17 protein-coding genes and 1 tRNA gene are annotated in these 14,579 nt (G+C 61.3%); 9 read left to right on the top strand and 9 right to left on the bottom strand.

Annotated features, from left to right (window positions below):
- Positions 1–86: 86 nt before the first annotated feature.
- Entirely contained in the window at positions 87–578 is a 492-nt protein-coding gene (bamE, locus tag HB630_RS12685) for an outer membrane protein assembly factor BamE (RefSeq protein ID WP_213772593.1), read from the bottom strand.
- A 107-nt stretch (positions 579–685) separates the two neighbouring features.
- Between bamE and HB630_RS12680 the strand changes: the two genes are divergently transcribed.
- The 6 genes from HB630_RS12680 to HB630_RS12655 all read left to right on the top strand — a co-directional run bounded on the left by HB630_RS12680 (position 686) and on the right by HB630_RS12655 (position 5,266).
- Positions 686–1,237 (top strand): ubiquinol-cytochrome C chaperone family protein, encoded by a 552-nt coding sequence (locus tag HB630_RS12680; RefSeq protein ID WP_213772592.1) that lies wholly within the window; start codon positions 686–688, stop codon positions 1,235–1,237.
- Positions 1,238–1,251: 14 nt separating this feature from the next.
- Positions 1,252–1,824 carry a DUF177 domain-containing protein gene (locus HB630_RS12675; protein WP_213772591.1) on the top strand — a complete coding sequence of 191 codons (573 nt, stop codon included), beginning with the start codon at positions 1,252–1,254 and terminating at the stop codon, positions 1,822–1,824.
- Positions 1,825–2,125: 301 nt separating this feature from the next.
- A complete protein-coding gene (plsX, locus tag HB630_RS12670) occupies positions 2,126–3,181 on the top strand; it encodes a phosphate acyltransferase PlsX (protein ID WP_213772590.1) in 1,056 nt (351 codons plus the stop codon).
- Positions 3,178–4,155 carry a beta-ketoacyl-ACP synthase 3 gene (locus HB630_RS12665; protein ID WP_213772589.1) on the top strand — a complete coding sequence of 326 codons (978 nt, stop codon included), beginning with the start codon at positions 3,178–3,180 and terminating at the stop codon, positions 4,153–4,155. Before plsX ends, HB630_RS12665 begins: the two co-directional genes overlap by 4 nt.
- A gap of 131 nt (positions 4,156–4,286) precedes the next feature.
- Positions 4,287–4,628: an integration host factor subunit alpha gene (locus HB630_RS12660; protein ID WP_213772588.1), complete on the top strand. Its 342-nt coding sequence runs from the start codon at positions 4,287–4,289 to the stop codon at positions 4,626–4,628.
- A gap of 71 nt (positions 4,629–4,699) precedes the next feature.
- Positions 4,700–5,266: a MerR family transcriptional regulator gene (locus HB630_RS12655; protein ID WP_213772587.1), complete on the top strand. Its 567-nt coding sequence runs from the start codon at positions 4,700–4,702 to the stop codon at positions 5,264–5,266.
- Between the two features lie 59 nt (positions 5,267–5,325).
- Here HB630_RS12655 and HB630_RS12650 read toward each other — a convergent pair.
- Both HB630_RS12650 and HB630_RS12645 read right to left on the bottom strand, forming a co-directional pair.
- Positions 5,326–5,403 (bottom strand) — tRNA-Pro (locus HB630_RS12650).
- Between the two features lie 69 nt (positions 5,404–5,472).
- Positions 5,473–5,898, bottom strand: coding sequence for an EF-hand domain-containing protein (locus HB630_RS12645; RefSeq protein ID WP_213772586.1), 426 nt, complete (start codon positions 5,896–5,898; stop codon positions 5,473–5,475).
- 230 nt (positions 5,899–6,128) lie between these two features.
- Here HB630_RS12645 and HB630_RS12640 point away from each other — a divergent pair, with 230 nt between their 5' ends.
- Positions 6,129–6,416 (top strand): hypothetical protein, encoded by a 288-nt coding sequence (locus HB630_RS12640; protein ID WP_213772585.1) that lies wholly within the window; start codon positions 6,129–6,131, stop codon positions 6,414–6,416.
- 133 nt (positions 6,417–6,549) lie between these two features.
- Here the strand turns inward: HB630_RS12640 and HB630_RS12635 are convergent, their stop codons facing one another.
- The 3 genes from HB630_RS12635 to HB630_RS12625 all read right to left on the bottom strand — a co-directional run bounded on the left by HB630_RS12635 (position 6,550) and on the right by HB630_RS12625 (position 7,870).
- A complete protein-coding gene (locus tag HB630_RS12635) occupies positions 6,550–6,858 on the bottom strand; it encodes an EthD family reductase (RefSeq protein ID WP_213772584.1) in 309 nt (102 codons plus the stop codon).
- A 263-nt stretch (positions 6,859–7,121) separates the two neighbouring features.
- A complete protein-coding gene (locus HB630_RS12630; protein WP_213772583.1) occupies positions 7,122–7,586 on the bottom strand; it encodes a GcrA family cell cycle regulator in 465 nt (154 codons plus the stop codon).
- Between the two features lie 83 nt (positions 7,587–7,669).
- Positions 7,670–7,870, bottom strand: coding sequence for a hypothetical protein (locus tag HB630_RS12625; RefSeq protein WP_213772582.1), 201 nt, complete (start codon positions 7,868–7,870; stop codon positions 7,670–7,672).
- 363 nt (positions 7,871–8,233) lie between these two features.
- On the opposite strand from HB630_RS12625, the gene HB630_RS12620 reads away from it, so the two are divergent.
- A complete protein-coding gene (locus HB630_RS12620; RefSeq protein WP_213772581.1) occupies positions 8,234–9,031 on the top strand; it encodes a YdcF family protein in 798 nt (265 codons plus the stop codon).
- A gap of 107 nt (positions 9,032–9,138) precedes the next feature.
- The gene (locus tag HB630_RS12615; RefSeq protein WP_213772580.1) at positions 9,139–10,317 is read left to right on the top strand and encodes a saccharopine dehydrogenase NADP-binding domain-containing protein; all 1,179 of its coding nucleotides are present in this window, start codon (positions 9,139–9,141) and stop codon (positions 10,315–10,317) included.
- A 12-nt stretch (positions 10,318–10,329) separates the two neighbouring features.
- Here HB630_RS12615 and HB630_RS12610 read toward each other — a convergent pair whose 3' ends face one another.
- The 3 genes from HB630_RS12610 to HB630_RS12600 all read right to left on the bottom strand — a co-directional run bounded on the left by HB630_RS12610 (position 10,330) and on the right by HB630_RS12600 (position 14,536).
- A complete protein-coding gene (locus HB630_RS12610; protein ID WP_213772579.1) occupies positions 10,330–11,622 on the bottom strand; it encodes an O-antigen ligase family protein in 1,293 nt (430 codons plus the stop codon).
- Positions 11,623–11,731: 109 nt separating this feature from the next.
- Entirely contained in the window at positions 11,732–13,279 is a 1,548-nt protein-coding gene (locus tag HB630_RS12605) for an undecaprenyl-phosphate glucose phosphotransferase (RefSeq protein ID WP_213772578.1), read from the bottom strand.
- A gap of 123 nt (positions 13,280–13,402) precedes the next feature.
- Positions 13,403–14,536, bottom strand: coding sequence for a glycosyltransferase family 4 protein (locus HB630_RS12600; RefSeq protein ID WP_213772577.1), 1,134 nt, complete (start codon positions 14,534–14,536; stop codon positions 13,403–13,405).
- Positions 14,537–14,579: the final 43 nt, after the last annotated feature.

Below are 14,579 nucleotides of genomic sequence, written 5' to 3'. Positions count from 1 at the left end.
GCGGCGGTAGCGGATCAAGAAAAACCCGCAGGCGTGGCCTGCGGGTTTTCTTTCCGGAGCGAGTCGGGGTTCGGCAGCCGACGATCTTAATTGAAGCTCATCAGCTTGAACAATGGCGTCAGGTAGCTCATTTCCTGTCCCGAGGTCGGGGTGGTCCGGCTGATGAAGTCGAAGATCTTGCCGTCCTTCAGCCCGTAATTGGCGAGCCGGCGGACCTGACGATTCTTGTCGAAATAGATGGCGATCACCCTCTGGTCGGTGATCCTGTCCTCCATGAACGCCAGCGGCCGCTCGGCGCGCTGGGAGATGTAATAAAACACCTCGCCATCGAGGGTCGCGACGGTGGAGGGCGTCCCCATCACGATCAACACCTGATCCTGGCTGGCGCCGATCGGAATTTGCTCGAGAGCGCCCGGCGGCAGGATATAGCCTCTTTGAAACTGCTCGCCGGTGAGGCTCAGGCAGCCGCCCAAAGTCGCGCACATCAGGGCGATGGCCACGGCCGTACCGGCGGCATGCCAGCGCGTGGCCGGACGGCGTTGCGAACGCGCGCGTGTCAGACTACTCGTCTCAGTCATTCCGGAACCGGTCCCGTCCCCTTGCATCGCGTCTGGCGTTGACGTACCGGGCTGCACGCAGGATTGCAACATGCGCCGGCCCGACGGCTTCTCGCGCGGAAACCACAATGCCCTGGCCGTTCAACCACTTTAGAAAACCCCGGATGGCCGCGCGCGGCACCATTGAGGCCATCTATGGCATGATCGTGACGCAAGCGCGAGAACCGGCATTTTATCGGGATTTGGCCGTGCCGGATACGGTTAACGGCCGTTTTGACCTGCTGGTGCTGCATTTGTGGATGGTGTTGCGGCGGCTGAACTCGGCCGAGGGCGGCGTCGAGCTTTCCCAGGCGCTGTTCGACCGTTTCTGTGTCGATATGGACGATAATCTGCGCGAGATGGGCGTGGGCGATCTCACGGTGCCGAAGCGAATGCAGGCCTTTGGCGAAGCCTTCTATGGGCGCGCCGCAGCCTATGATCGCGCGCTGACGGCGGGTGAGGAGGCGCTGGCGCAGGCGATCTGCAAGAATATATTGAATGGAGAAGGGATCGAAAAAGCGCGGCAGCTTGCCCGCTATGCCGAGGCGGCTATCGCAACCCTGATGGAATATGACGACGCGGCGTTAAAGGGCGCATCGTGCAAGTTTCCTTTGCCGGCCAACCCGGACACGCAGCCATGAACAGGACGGACCGCATGACCGATAGAGCAAATCCCTGGCGCCTTCCGGTCGCGGTCGCGCAGATACCGGAGACCGGATTGCAGCGCGACCTGGAAGCCGACCGCGCCACGCTGGATGCAATGGCAGCCGTTGCGGGCCTGCGCGAGATCCTCTCGGCCAATGCTTCGTTCGAGGTGACCCCCCAGAGTGGCGGTCGTTTCCATGTCGCGGGAAGGGTACGGGCGCGGGTTGGACAGACCTGTGTGGTAACGCTCGATCCGATCGAGAACGATATCGATGAGACAATCGACCTGATTTTCGCCCCGCCGGAGCAAATTCCGCAACTGGCCACCCTGGTCGACGATGCGGCCGAAAGCGAGGACGATATTCCTGACCCGCCGGAGCCGATCGAAAATGGCATGATCGACCTTGGCCGGTTAGCGACCGATGTGCTCTTCCTGGCCATCGATCCCTATCCACGCAAGCCGGACGCGGTGTTCGAGCCGGTGGTCGTTGCCGCCGATCCCGAAGATCATCCGTTCGCGGCTCTCAAGGCGCTGCAGCTCGACGACAAGCCCTCCAGCGGGAAAAAGCCGGGCAAGCGCTGAAGCGGGGATGAAGATTGTTGATCTCGCATTGCGGTTGAAGCGGGTCCGGATGCGGCTCCACAGTTCAACATAACATGTTGAATTGTCTTGACTTGTTTTCCTGCTCCGATTCTGTCAGGGAACAGCGAGATGACCAAAAGACAGCGGTCAAGAGGTTGTGTCGGGGTGAAGACACGCTATTGTCGCGGCCCGGCTGGGGCGCACAACGTGGCGTTTCGCCGATCGCCGCTGTCAGCGGTGTTTTCAGATTTCGCGGCCGAGCGTTTCGGTTCCGCAAAGGGATCAGGCTTCCGGGACGTTCATGCCTCAAAAGGTTCGAATCGCGCTTGACGCCATGGGTGGTGATGTCGGCGCATCGGTCGTCATTCCCGGCGCCGCGGTTTCGCTGTCCCGGCATCCAGATACGGAATTTCTGTTGTTCGGCGACCGCGCGGCGATCGAGCCCGAGCTCGCCAAGCATCCGGCCATGAAAGCCGCGTCGCGTGTCATCCACACCGACGTCGCCATCAGCATGAAGGAAAAGCCCAGCCAGGCCTTGCGCCGTGGCCGCAAGGCCTCGTCGATGTGGCTCGCCATCGATGCCGTCAAGAAAGGCGAAGCCGACGTCGCGGTATCCGCGGGCAATACCGGCGCCTTGATGGCGATGGCGCGCTTCAACCTGCATATGCTTCCCGGCATCGACCGGCCCGCGATCGCGGCCATGTGGCCGACGCTGCGCGGTGATTCCGTCGTGCTCGACCTGGGGGCCACCATCGGCGGCGATGCTCATCATCTGATGACGCTGGCGGTGATGGGTAGCGCCATGGCCAGCGTGTTGTTCGATCTGGAGCGGCCGACCGTCGGACTGCTCAATATCGGCGTCGAGGAAGTGAAGGGCGGCGAGGAGATCCGCAAGGCCGCGGAGCTGTTGCGTGCGATGGATCTTCCCCAGCTCGAATATATCGGTTTCGTGGAAGGCGACGGCATCGGCAGGGGGGTTGCCGATGTCATCGTGACCGAGGGATTCAGCGGCAACATCGCGCTGAAGGCCGCCGAAGGCACCGCGCGGCAGATGGCGGAATTCCTGCGCGCCTCCATGAGGAAGACCTGGCGTTCGCGTATCGGTTATCTCTTCGCCAAGGATGCTTTCCAGGCGCTGCGCAACAAGATGGATCCCACCAGATCCAACGGCGGCGTGCTGCTCGGATTAAGGGGGATCGTCGTCAAAAGCCACGGCGGAGCCGATGCCGAAGGCTTTGCCTATGCGGTCGACGTTGGCTATGAGATGGTCCACGATAATCTCCTGACCAAGATCAATCAGATGCTCAATCGCAACGGCAGCGCACTCGCTCCGGCCGCGCAGGAGGCTGTCTCGTGACTGCAATACGCTCGGTCGTGCTCGGCTGCGGCTCCTATCTGCCGCAGCAGATCCTGACCAATGCCCAACTGGCTGACCGGATCGACACCTCCGACGAGTGGATCGTGCAGCGCACCGGAATCCGGCAGCGTCATATTGCCGCTGAAGGCGAGTTCACGTCGCATCTGGCGATCAACGCCGCACAGGCGGCGCTTGCCAATGCCGGGGTCGACGCGCAATCGATCGACCTTATCGTGCTCGCGACCTCGACGCCGGACAACACCTTTCCCGCCACCGCGGTCGCCGTGCAGAACGGTCTTGGCATCAATCACGGCGCCGCCTTCGATCTGCAGGCGGTATGTTCGGGATTCGTCTTCGCGCTGGCCACCGCGGACAATTTCCTGCGCAGTGGCTCGTTCAAGCGCGCGCTGGTGATCGGCGCCGAAACCTTCTCGCGGATTCTCGACTGGAACGACCGCGGCACCTGCGTGCTGTTCGGCGATGGCGCCGGCGCCATCGTGCTCGAAGCGCAGGAGCAACCCGGAAAATCTTCCGACCGCGGCGTTTTGACGACGCATTTGCGCTCGGATGGCCGGCATAAATCGAAGCTCTATGTCGACGGCGGCCCGTCCTCGACGCAGACGGTCGGCCATCTCCGGATGGAAGGCCGCGAAGTGTTCAAGCATGCCGTCGGCATGATCACCGACGTGATCGTGGATGCGTTCAGCGCCACCGGCGTGACCGCCGAGGATGTCGACTGGTTCATTCCGCACCAGGCCAACAAACGAATCATCGATGCTTCGGCGCACAAGCTGCATATTGCACCGCCGAAGGTCGTGCTGACCGTCGATCTGCACGGCAATACGTCAGCGGCTTCGATCCCGCTGGCGATCTCGGTGGCGGTTGCCGATGGCCGTGTTAAGAAGGGCGATCTGGTGTTGCTGGAAGCCATGGGCGGCGGCTTCACCTGGGGTTCGGCGCTGCTGCGCTGGTAAGCGTTGCGTTAAGAAGTTCTTGCATTTTGCAGTGGTCATTCATGCCGCTGCATTGATCGCGCTGTTGACCATCGTGCGTTAAGCTCATAATTTTGGTACAGAAATTGTTCGCTGAGAGTGCGGGGCAGGCGATGACCGGAACCGGAAAAACAGTCACACGCGTCGATCTGTGCGAGGCGGTCTACCAAAAGGTGGGCCTGTCACGCACGGAATCATCCGCCTTTGTCGAGCTTGTCCTGAAGGAGATCACCGATTGCCTCGAGAAGGGCGAGACGGTGAAATTGTCCTCTTTCGGCTCGTTCATGGTACGCAAAAAAGGTCAGCGGATCGGTCGTAATCCGAAAACCGGCACCGAGGTGCCGATTTCGCCGCGGCGCGTGATGGTGTTCAAGCCGTCGGCGATCCTGAAGCAGCGGATCAACGGTCACGCCGTCACCAACGGCGAAGCCAAGGCCGATTCCTTGGAAGGTTGAGCGGTCCCGGCTGATCGGCGATCAGCCGATCGCATATTCGTCAAACGGGGCGATCGAACAGGAGCGAGCCTTTGGACAAGGCGCCGGATGCGTTCCGAACCATCAGCGAGGTCGCCGACGATCTCGACATTCCCCAGCACGTGCTGCGGTTCTGGGAAACACGGTTCGCCCAGATCAAGCCGATGAAGCGAAGCGGCGGCCGGCGTTATTACCGTCCGGACGACGTCGATTTGCTCAGGGGTATCCGCCGTCTGCTTTACGGCGAGGGCTACACCATCCGCGGGGTGCAGCGCATTCTCAAGGAGCACGGCATCAAGTCGGTTCAGGCGCTGGCGGATGCATCGGCGCCGGCCTCGTTCGGCGCCATCGAAGCGGCGGTCGGGCGCAGCCTCCAGGATGAGGATCACGATGGCGATCATGGCATCGACGCCGACGATGATGATTATGAAGGCGCGGAGGAGCGCGCGGCCTCCCCGCGTACCGCAGCGGACGAGGACGAAGATTTCGATGATGACGACGGCGCCATAGCCGGCGTCGCCGATCTGGTGCTTCCGTCCGGCACCGAACGGCTGGAAGCCGTATTGCAGGAATTGATCGCTTGCCGGCAATTGCTCGATCAGGCGCTGAAGGAAGGCTAAGCCGCCCGGTTCCGTAAAATTGGGCGTTGTCCTGCCCGCCGCCGGATAGGGCGGCTTTTTGGTCGGAGCGAGAGGATTTGAACCTCCGACCCCTAGTCTCCCAGACTAGTGCGCTAACCGGGCTGCGCCACGCTCCGATACCGTTCCCTTAGCTTCGTTCAGGGTTTCGCGCAAGGAGCCCTAAACGGGGCTTTTTATATGTCTGGCTATCTTAACAGCCGCAGCAGGCTCCGGCCGGCCCTGCCGGATAGCTCCTTCGCATCGAGCGTGCCGTCATTATCCGGATTCGCCGCGTGAAAACGCTGCTGGACGACGGCCAAATATTCGTCCTTGGTCAAGGTTCCGTCATGGTCGGGATCGGCGTCTGCGAATTCTTTCGCGCTCAACCGGCCTGCGAGCTCCCGCTTGTCGAGCGTGCCGTCATGATCGCGGTCCAGCCCGTCGAACAAGTCCGAGGCCGCTTTTTTGGCTTCATCGAGATCGACGGTGCCGTCATTGTCGGTATCCAGCACCTGGATCGGATTGCTGTGGCGTGATTTTCCAAATGCCGGAAAGCAACCGCCGATCACGGTTGCGGCCGTCAGGCTGTGTAGAAGAACGGTCCGTCGTGATATCGTCACATCATCCTCCATATGCGTTTTCTGTCCGTGGCCTCGTTTTGGGCAAGGATTTTTAGCAAGGATATTGGCAAGGGCTTTGCTGCGGCGACAGGCTACGTGAAGCTTCAAGAGGTGCAAGGATTGTTTGGGTGCAAGGATTGTTTCCCGGAACCGGGCCGGCCGTCGGATCGACGCATGGCGGCATTCCTATTGGCGTCACGACAGGGCCGATGGTATGTAGGCGCATCGCAGGGAGCATACGCATGAGAGTTTTACGCGCAGCAGCGATATTGGCGTTACTGGCCGGTCCGGCTTACGCCCAGGACGATCATGTCCAGAGATACGGCGAAGAGGACAAGGACAAGACCTACGGACAGATCCAGGCCGACAAGGCCGCGGCTCAGGCCTATAGGCATTCGCTCGGCAACATTCCGGATCAAGCGGCCCCCAACGACCCCTGGGGCAATGCGCGTGGCGCGAATACGACCCAGACGGCGGCAAAGCCCAATAAAGGCGCGAAGCCGACCAAGACCGGCAGCAATGCAAACTAGCGTTTTCGAGCGAAGTGGCTTCCGGTTCGCGTGAAGAAAACGCGTCAAAAATGTTAGAGCCCGGTTCTGATTCAATCAGAGCTGGGCTCCAGAATCTCGGTGGTCTGCCGGATCGCTTCCCGGCGTGTCGCGGCTAAACTTCGTGCGTATCGAACAGGATCATGTCAACGCCGCCGGTCGCGAACTTCTGCACATCGGCTGCGGCGGCCTTTCCCTCGGCGCTGCCGAAACCGGCCTTTATCGCGGCGAGACTGTCGAAATAAAGTGTCGCGACCAGATGAAATCCGGATGGCCCGGCGGGCGTAGCGACCGGTCCCTGGCTGATTTCAAATTTCCTCAGGCCGGGCAGTTTCTTCGCAAGCGGAACGTGGACCTCCAGATAATGCTTGTCAAAGGCGGCTGGATCCTTGGGCGTCTTGTACATCACCACGACATGGGCCATCGCGTTCCTCCTCTTTTTTCAATCGGATGCCGGTTTTCAAACCAACACCGGTCGCCGCATTTTCGGCTCACCATCATCTCCGTCAAACAACAATGATCGTTGAGGATACTTTCCCATAGATCGTGCGACAAGGGAATGCGCACTCAGTGACTGTTGGGCGGTATGAGCCTCAATCCCTGTGTACCAGATCGCCTCACTGGTCAGTCGTTGGCGTTCAGCGCCTGCAGGAGCTAGAGCGCTATCGAGAGGCCGGGGAGGCCAACCTACTTCCGCGCGACGCGCTGATAGGCGAGGCGGCTGTGGCCCGCGCAATAGGGCAGGCCCTCGACCGGCCTATTGCCGCAGAAACAAAAATCCTCGGCGCCGGGTGTGTTGATCGGCCAGCGGCATTTTTCTTCACTCAACTCGAGCAGGGAGCAGTGGTGTCCCTCGTGGATCGGCTCGTTGTCGGCCGCATGTTGCGGCCCGGCGAACACCGACTTGAGCACCGGGTACTGCCGCCGTGGCGTGGTGCCCCGGCTGAGTGGGTCGGCGGCGCGCTTTCGCGGTCCGAGGTGATCGTTTTCGTCTTTTTCGCGCGTCAGGTTGAGGCGGGAAAGCTTGCCGATAACGGCGTTGCGGCTCACGCCGATGTCGGCCGCGATTTCCCGGCAGGATAGTCCGGCTTCAAAGCAGCTCTTCAGGCGTTTGATGCGTTCTTCGGTCCAGGTAGGTTGATTGACATGCATGTTGGTGGCCCCAAGCTGCGGAGGATCTCTCCGAATCCTTGTGACCACAGCGTCAACCGAACCGCCCGGCGCCCCGCGTCCAATTACGGCGTTTTGCCGTTGTCGCGGATCGACAGCAGCCCGTCCTTGATCGCGAGCCGGATACCTTCCTCGATCAGGGTCCTGGCGACACCGGGTACGCTGGTGCCGTGGGTGCCCTGCCTCACCAGTTTTTCGAGATAGGTGATGGTCGAGAGCGCCAGGGTGATCGGAATCCGGTCGGTTTCGGCTTTTTCTGTGGCCATGCCAAAAAGCTAGACTTTAATTGAGGTACTTAAAAGTAACTTTTTAGACTCTATTAAGATATTTGATTGAGTCAATGGCGCTGACTGTTTAGACGCCTTCCTATTGAAATCGTTGAGAAAAAATCGATCTCTTTGATAGCCCTCCGGTTTCACGGGAACCCGGAAGGCATGCCGGGGATCTGAGGGGCGGGGCGCTCCGGAGTCGCCCCGATCGAGGCCATGTCTCGCCAAGCGGCCATGTCTCGCCAAAATGATCGCCGGAACTGCGCGAAGCCGAGTGTCGACGGATGGATACGCAAGCCAAGCCCGCGTATGAAACGGAACGTGAATCGCCGCCGCAGTCGATATCCAAAGGACACCTCCTTGTTTTTTGCGCTTTCCAAGACCGTGGGCATCATGTTGCTGCCGTCCAATTTATTCATCGCAATCGGTCTCTTGGGCGTGGTGCTGTCGGCCACCCGATTGGCGTCCTTCGGCCGCAGGCTCATGATTGCCTCGATCGTCCTACTTGCGATCGGCGGGCTTTCACCGCTTGGGAATTGGCTGCTCTACCCGCTGGAGTCGCGGTTTCCGCCGTGGGATGCGGCGCAGGGCGCGCCCGACGGCATTATCGTGCTCGGCGGCCCGATCGATGCCGATCTGTCGGCCGCGCATGACGCCACGGTGGTCAGGACCGCGGCTGACCGCATTTTCGCGACGGCGGCGCTTGCGCATCGCTATCCCAATGCCCGCATCATCTTCTCCGGTGGAAGCGGCAATTTGATCTCGCACGACGCCAAGGAGGCCGACTATGCCGGCGCGCTGTTGGAAAATCTCGGCATTCCCAAGTCACGGTTGATCATGGAGCGGCGCTCGCGCAACACCCAGGAAAACGCCGAATTCTCCAAGGAACTGGCGATGCCGAAAAGCGGCGAGCGATGGCTGTTGGTGACGTCGGCCTATCACATGCCGCGATCGGTCGGGCTGTTCCGCAAGGCTGGTTTTCCCGTTGAACCCTATCCCGTGGACTGGCGGGTCGGTGGCCGTTCTGATCTCTTCGCATTTTCAAACATCGAGGATGACGGGCTCGGCCGTACCGATGCTGGCGCCCGCGAATGGATCGGGCTCGTCGCCTATTGGGCGACCGGCAAGATCAATGATCTGTTCCCGGGGCCAGGATAGCCGCACCATGCTCTAGGATGATAATGGACAGCCTGTCTGCTGAAGGCCGCCTTGATCGGAGAAATGCGGCATTCGCCAGCGAACAATCACTTCGGGGAAAATCGAATATGTCTTCGTCGAAATTCGACATCATCGTCTATGGCGCCACCGGCTTCACCGGCCAGCTCGTTGCCGAATATCTGGCCGGGCATTACCGGGGCGAGCGTGATCTGAAATGGGCGATGGCCGGACGCAGCCTGGAGAAGCTTGCCACCGTGCGCGATGCGATCGGGGCGCCGGCCGATACGCCGTTGATCGCTGCCGACGCCAGCAATCCCGCATCGCTGCAGGCAATGGTCGGGCAGACCAGGCTGGTATTGAGCACGGTCGGGCCCTATCAGCTCTATGGCTCTGATCTTGTCGCGGCCTGCGTTGCGTCGGGGACCGATTATGTCGATCTCTGCGGCGAGCCGGTCTGGATGCGACAGATGATCGACGCGCATGAGGCGGCGGCGAAGTCATCGGGCGCGCGGATCGTGTTTTCCTGCGGCTTCGACTCGCTGCCGTTCGAGCTCGGCGTGTTTTTTGCTCAGGAGACTGCGAAGAAAATCCTCGGCGCGCCGGTGGCTCGCGTCAAAGGCCGCGTTCGCGCGATGAAAGGAACCTTCTCCGGCGGCACCTATGCCAGCATCAAGGCGACATTCTCCGCCGCCGCCAAGGATCTCAGCCTGGTTGCGATGCTGAAGGATCCGTTCGTGTTGACGCCGGGTTTCACCGGGCCGAAGCAGCCTCCGGGCAACAAGCCGCTGTTCGACGAGGAATTAGGTTCGTGGACGGCGCCGTTTGTGATGTCGACCATCAACACCCGCAGCGTTCACCGCTCCAATCTGCTGATGGGCTTTCCTTACGGCAAGGATTTCATCTATGACGAAATGGTGCTGACCGGCGCCGGAGAGCAAGGTCAGGCCAACGCCAAGCTGGTGATGGCGGCCAACAACAAGATGGGCGGCTCCGAGGGGCCGAAGCCGGGCGAGGGACCTTCAAAGGAAGAACGCGAGAACGGCAGCTACGATCTCTTGTTCGTCGCGCTGGCGCCCGATGGACGGCAAGTCCGCGTCGCGGTCGCCGGCGACCGCGATCCCGGCTATGGCTCGACGTCGAGGATGATCGCCGAATGCGCAATCTGCCTGTTGCGCGATATGCCCGACGTCCCCGCCGGCATCTGGACTCCCGGCGCTGCGATGGGGGACCGCTTGATCAAGCGGCTTGTCGATCACGCCGGGATGACATTTCAGGTCGAGTCGTAGCGCCTGTGAGCGCTACGAAGCCGGCGTGAGCGAGGCCGTAAGAGCCTGAGCCGTAGGGGCCTGATCTGCGTGCGGTCGCTTCCTGTAGGGCTGTGCAGCGACGAACATGCCCCACAGCGCGCCCAGCATCATCCAGAAATGCCGCCAGTGGTCGGTGTCGATGATGAAGCTTTCGCCGACGGTGCCCAGGAATGCCGCGAAGATCGCCAGATAGCTGCGTTGCCAGGGCACGCGGACGAACAGGTAGCGGAAGCCGATGATGACCGTGGTGAACACCAGCGCCGGATAGCAGATGCCGGAGAGCCAGCCGCCGGACATGAAGGCGTTCAAATAGGAATTGTGGGTGTCCTCGGGAAAATAATTGTGGAACTGTAGCGGCCCGATGCCGAATGGCAGATCGAGCGCCATCTGCGCGCCGAGGATGTGACGGCCGAACCGGCCGAAGCGGCCTTCGTCATAGCTTTGATCGAAGCTTGCGCGCTGCCTGAACATTTCGTCGATGGAGCTGAAGGACAGCAGCACGATGAGCAGTACCGTCACGACGATGACGGCCGCGACCGCGATCACGATGATGCGCGACCGTTGTGCAGGTGAAGAGCTGGTCACGATCATCAGCGCCAGCATGAAGGCCGAGGTGAGGATCAGCCCGCCCCATGCCGCGCGCGAGAACGCCAGCAGGACTGCCAGCGCGATGATGCCGAGCGCGATCGTGCTGCGGAACGCCTTTCCGAAACCGTCGGAGACCACGCTTTGCAGCGCGAACAGCGCGGGCAGGATCAGGAACGCGCCGAGTACGTTCGGGTCCTTGAAGGTGCCGCGCGCGCGCTCATACAGCGTCAGCAGGTCGTGTCCGCCCGGCACCAGATTGAAGTAGCCGCCAATCGCCGCCAGCGATGCGATGAGGGCGCCTGCGATCAGACCGCGTCGGAGCATATCGAGCCGCGCCGCGGTGTCATCGGATATGACCATGGCGAAGAAGATCACCGTGAACGCCATGTACCAGGAGGTCGCGATCCAGTCGGCAATCAGGGATTCCTCCAGAAACGGAATCGCGCCGATCATGTAGCCGATATTGACCAGGAACAGCAGCAGCACCAGCGGCAGGAAAGCCAGCCGAAACCGCATTCCGGTCGCAAAGAAAATGACGATCGCGACAAGCGTTGTCAGCTCGTAAGGGCTGGGTTCGATGAAAACGATCGCGCCGGAGGCCCCGGCCAGCCATATCAGCGCGCGTTGCAGGGCGAGTATGCCCGGCGTGGCCGTTGCCGACGGAAACAAGTTTTTGGCCGTTGCCGCATACGCCATCACATACTCACGCCCAAAGTGCCGCAGAGTTGTTGCCCAAGGCAGGCAATCAACAGCGCTAGAGCATGATCCGGAAAAGTGGGCATCGGTTTTCCGAAAAGATCATGCTCTAGTAAGCGTTCTCGTTCTTCGTCAGTAGCGCCAGCGGCGTCTTGAGAAGAATGTAAAAGTCGAACAGTACCGACCAGTTCTCGATGTAATAGAGATCGAACTCGACGCGCTTCTGGATCTTCTCTTCATTGTCGATCTCGCCGCGCCAGCCGTTGATCTGCGCCCAGCCGGTGATGCCGGGTTTGACGCGGTGACGGGCGAAATAGCCGTCCACCGCCTCGTCGAACAGCTGGCTCTGCACCTTGCCCTGCACGGCGTGCGGCCGGGGGCCGACCAGCGAGAGGTTGCCCTTGAACACGACATTAAAAAGCTGCGGCAGTTCGTCGAGGCTGGTCTTGCGGATGAAGCGCCCGACGCGGGTAACGCGGCTGTCATTCTTGGTCACGACTTTCGAGGCCAGCGGATCGGCCTGGTCGTGATAGAGCGAGCGGAATTTGTAGACGTCGATGCGCTCGTTGTTGAAGCCGAACCGTTTTTGACGGAACAGCACCGGACCGGGACTGTCGAGTTTGACCGCGAGCGCGACCAGCGCCATGACCGGGGCCGCCAGCAGCAGAACAATGCCGCCGGCGATGTGATCGAACAGCCATTTCATCACCAGATCCCAGTCGGTGATCGGCGCTTCGAACACGTCGAGGGTCGGAATCTTGCCGAGATAGGAATAGGCGCGGGGACGAAAGCGCAAGCGGTTGGTATGGGCGGAAAGCCGGATGTCGACCGGCAGCACCCACAGCTTCTTGAGCATTTCGAGAATCCGCGTTTCCGCCGAGATCGGCAGCGCGAACAGCACGAGATCGATCCGGGTGCGGCGGGCGAATTCGACGATGTCGTCGACCTTGCCGAGCTTCGGGACGCCCGCGCAGGTCTCGAGCGCGCGGCTGTCGTTGCGGTCGTCGAAGACGCCGAGGACGTCGATATCGGAATCTTCCTGGATCTTGAGCGCTTCGACCAGCTTTTCGCCGCTCTCATCGGAGCCGACGATGATGGTGCGGCGATCAAGCCGGCCATCGCGTGCCCAGCGGCGAACCATCGCCCGCAGGAACAGGCGTTCGGTGATCAGGACCGCCAGACCAGCAAAGAAAAACGCCGAGAGCCAGAGCCGGGATACCTCGCCGCCGAGCTTGGCGAAGAACGAGGCGCCGATGAACAGCAGGAATACGAAGGTCCAGGACGAAATCATTCGCGTCATCTGCCGGAGCTGGCCGCGGAACACCTGGACCTCGTAGATGTCGGCAGCCTGGAAGCAGATCACGGCAGTCATGGTCATGCCGAGGATGGCAGCGACGTATTCCCAATTGAAGCCTGTGAGCCGCGCCACATATCCGAGATAGAGCGCAACACCGACCAGGGTCAGCAATATAAAATCAGCCAGACGGACCACGCCCGCGATGACAGTCGGCGAATAGGCCGGCCGTACTTTCTGGTTGGAGACGGCGATCGCCGCTTGCGACAGCCGGCGGCGGCGCTCGACCCGGGGCTGGCCCGCTGTCGTGGCGGCAGCCGCGGTTGCGGCGTTCAACATGGTGCGTGCGTTGATCGGTTCCATAACCAAAGTCGCTTCAGCCGGTTACTTGCAGACGCATCTAGGGAAGCGCGTGGGCCGCCGTAATGCCTCTGCGTCAGGCTTAGAGGACAAATCGGAACAAACGGTTACGTTGGTAAAGAGCGGTTAACGATTGGCAAACGTTTCGCGATAGCCGGCCAGAACCCCCTCGACCATCGTCTTCTGCGAGAAGTGCAGGAAGATTCTTTCACGGAGGACTTTTGCCCGCAGCTGCGCGGCAACGGGGTTTTCGAGCGCGTTCCCGACTGCGCTGGCCATGGCCGCAGGGTTGTTGGGGGCAAACAGCGCATCGGTATGCGGGCCGAAGATCTCGGGGATGCCGCCGACGTTGGCGGCCACCATTGGAACTCCCGCCGCCGCCGCTTCGATCACGACATAGGGCATCGAGTCCCCGCGCGAGGGGACGACCAGCAACGAGCCCTTTGAAAATCCGTAACGGGCGTTGACATGGCCAATGAAGCGAACGGCGTCGCCAAGATTGAGCCGCTGTACCTGCGCTTTCAACGCTTCGGTCTCCTCGCCATCGCCGGCCAGCGTCAGCGTGACCGGCCTGCCGTTGCCGCGCAGCCGCGCCACCGCGTCGACCAGGAGGTCCGCTCCCTTGATCTGCCTGAATTCTCCGACATAGACGACATCGGTAGCGTCGGCCGCCCTGACGACCGGCTTGAATTCGTCGGCAGTCACGCCATTGAACACGCAACGCACGAGACCGGCCGGCTTGCCGATGGTGCGCTGATAGGTGTCACGCGCGAACGCGCTTTCGAACAGGAACAAATCGGTCTGGTTCATCAGCGCGCGTTCGAGGCAGCCATAGAGCGCGCCCTTCAGCGTCGTCAGCGGATAGTGCAGGGAGCCCCCGTGCGGCGTATAGACGCGAATGGCTTCTTTCGAACCGTTCTTCAGGCGAATGAAGGCGCCGGCCTTGGCGCCGTGGCCGTGCAGAACGTCCGGGTTCAATTGCCGGATCAAGCGCCGGAAATGCATCCACACCATCGCATCGGAGGGGTGCGGCTCGCGCCGGATCGGCAGACGATGAACGCCGAAGGTGAGCCGCGGCGCGATCTCGGCGAGCGCCGCCTGGGCGCGCTCGCCGCCGGTCAGGCTATCGGTGATGAGGCCGATCTGGTGGCCGCGATCGGCCTGGCCATTGGCCAGATCGAGGATGTGCCGGAAGATGCCGCCGACCGGCGCGCGCACGGCATGCAGAATACGAAGCGGCTCATCTGAAGTCTCGGGCATATTCAGGATCAGTATTCACCGGCGAAAACGGAACCGCTGGCAC

Origin of the sequence: Bradyrhizobium sp. dw_78, from assembly GCF_018449525.1 — a bacterium.
Classification (GTDB): Bacteria; Pseudomonadota; Alphaproteobacteria; order Rhizobiales; family Xanthobacteraceae; genus Bradyrhizobium.
Note: the sequence above shows the minus strand (reverse complement) of the source record. Positions and strands in the feature narration are given on the sequence as shown.

Bases quoted from the DNA above. Each gene is read 5' to 3' on its own strand.
- HB630_RS12625 (WP_213772582.1), bottom strand. From the start codon at position 7,870: ATGGCCACAGAAAAAGCCGAAACCGACCGGATTCCGATCACCCTGGCG.
- HB630_RS12675 (WP_213772591.1), top strand. From the start codon at position 1,252: ATGACCGATAGAGCAAATCCCTGGCGCCTTCCGGTCGCGGTCGCGCAG.
- HB630_RS12615 (WP_213772580.1), top strand. From the start codon at position 9,139: ATGTCTTCGTCGAAATTCGACATCATCGTCTATGGCGCCACCGGCTTC.
- HB630_RS12660 (WP_213772588.1), top strand. From the start codon at position 4,287: ATGACCGGAACCGGAAAAACAGTCACACGCGTCGATCTGTGCGAGGCG.
- HB630_RS12640 (WP_213772585.1), top strand. From the start codon at position 6,129: ATGAGAGTTTTACGCGCAGCAGCGATATTGGCGTTACTGGCCGGTCCG.
- HB630_RS12600 (WP_213772577.1), bottom strand. From the start codon at position 14,536: ATGCCCGAGACTTCAGATGAGCCGCTTCGTATTCTGCATGCCGTGCGC.
- HB630_RS12635 (WP_213772584.1), bottom strand. From the start codon at position 6,858: ATGGCCCATGTCGTGGTGATGTACAAGACGCCCAAGGATCCAGCCGCC.
- plsX (WP_213772590.1), top strand. From the start codon at position 2,126: ATGCCTCAAAAGGTTCGAATCGCGCTTGACGCCATGGGTGGTGATGTC.
- HB630_RS12605 (WP_213772578.1), bottom strand. From the start codon at position 13,279: ATGGAACCGATCAACGCACGCACCATGTTGAACGCCGCAACCGCGGCT.
- bamE (WP_213772593.1), bottom strand. From the start codon at position 578: ATGACTGAGACGAGTAGTCTGACACGCGCGCGTTCGCAACGCCGTCCG.
- HB630_RS12630 (WP_213772583.1), bottom strand. From the start codon at position 7,586: ATGCATGTCAATCAACCTACCTGGACCGAAGAACGCATCAAACGCCTG.
- HB630_RS12680 (WP_213772592.1), top strand. From the start codon at position 686: ATGCCCTGGCCGTTCAACCACTTTAGAAAACCCCGGATGGCCGCGCGC.
- HB630_RS12610 (WP_213772579.1), bottom strand. From the start codon at position 11,622: ATGGCGTATGCGGCAACGGCCAAAAACTTGTTTCCGTCGGCAACGGCC.
- HB630_RS12645 (WP_213772586.1), bottom strand. From the start codon at position 5,898: ATGGAGGATGATGTGACGATATCACGACGGACCGTTCTTCTACACAGC.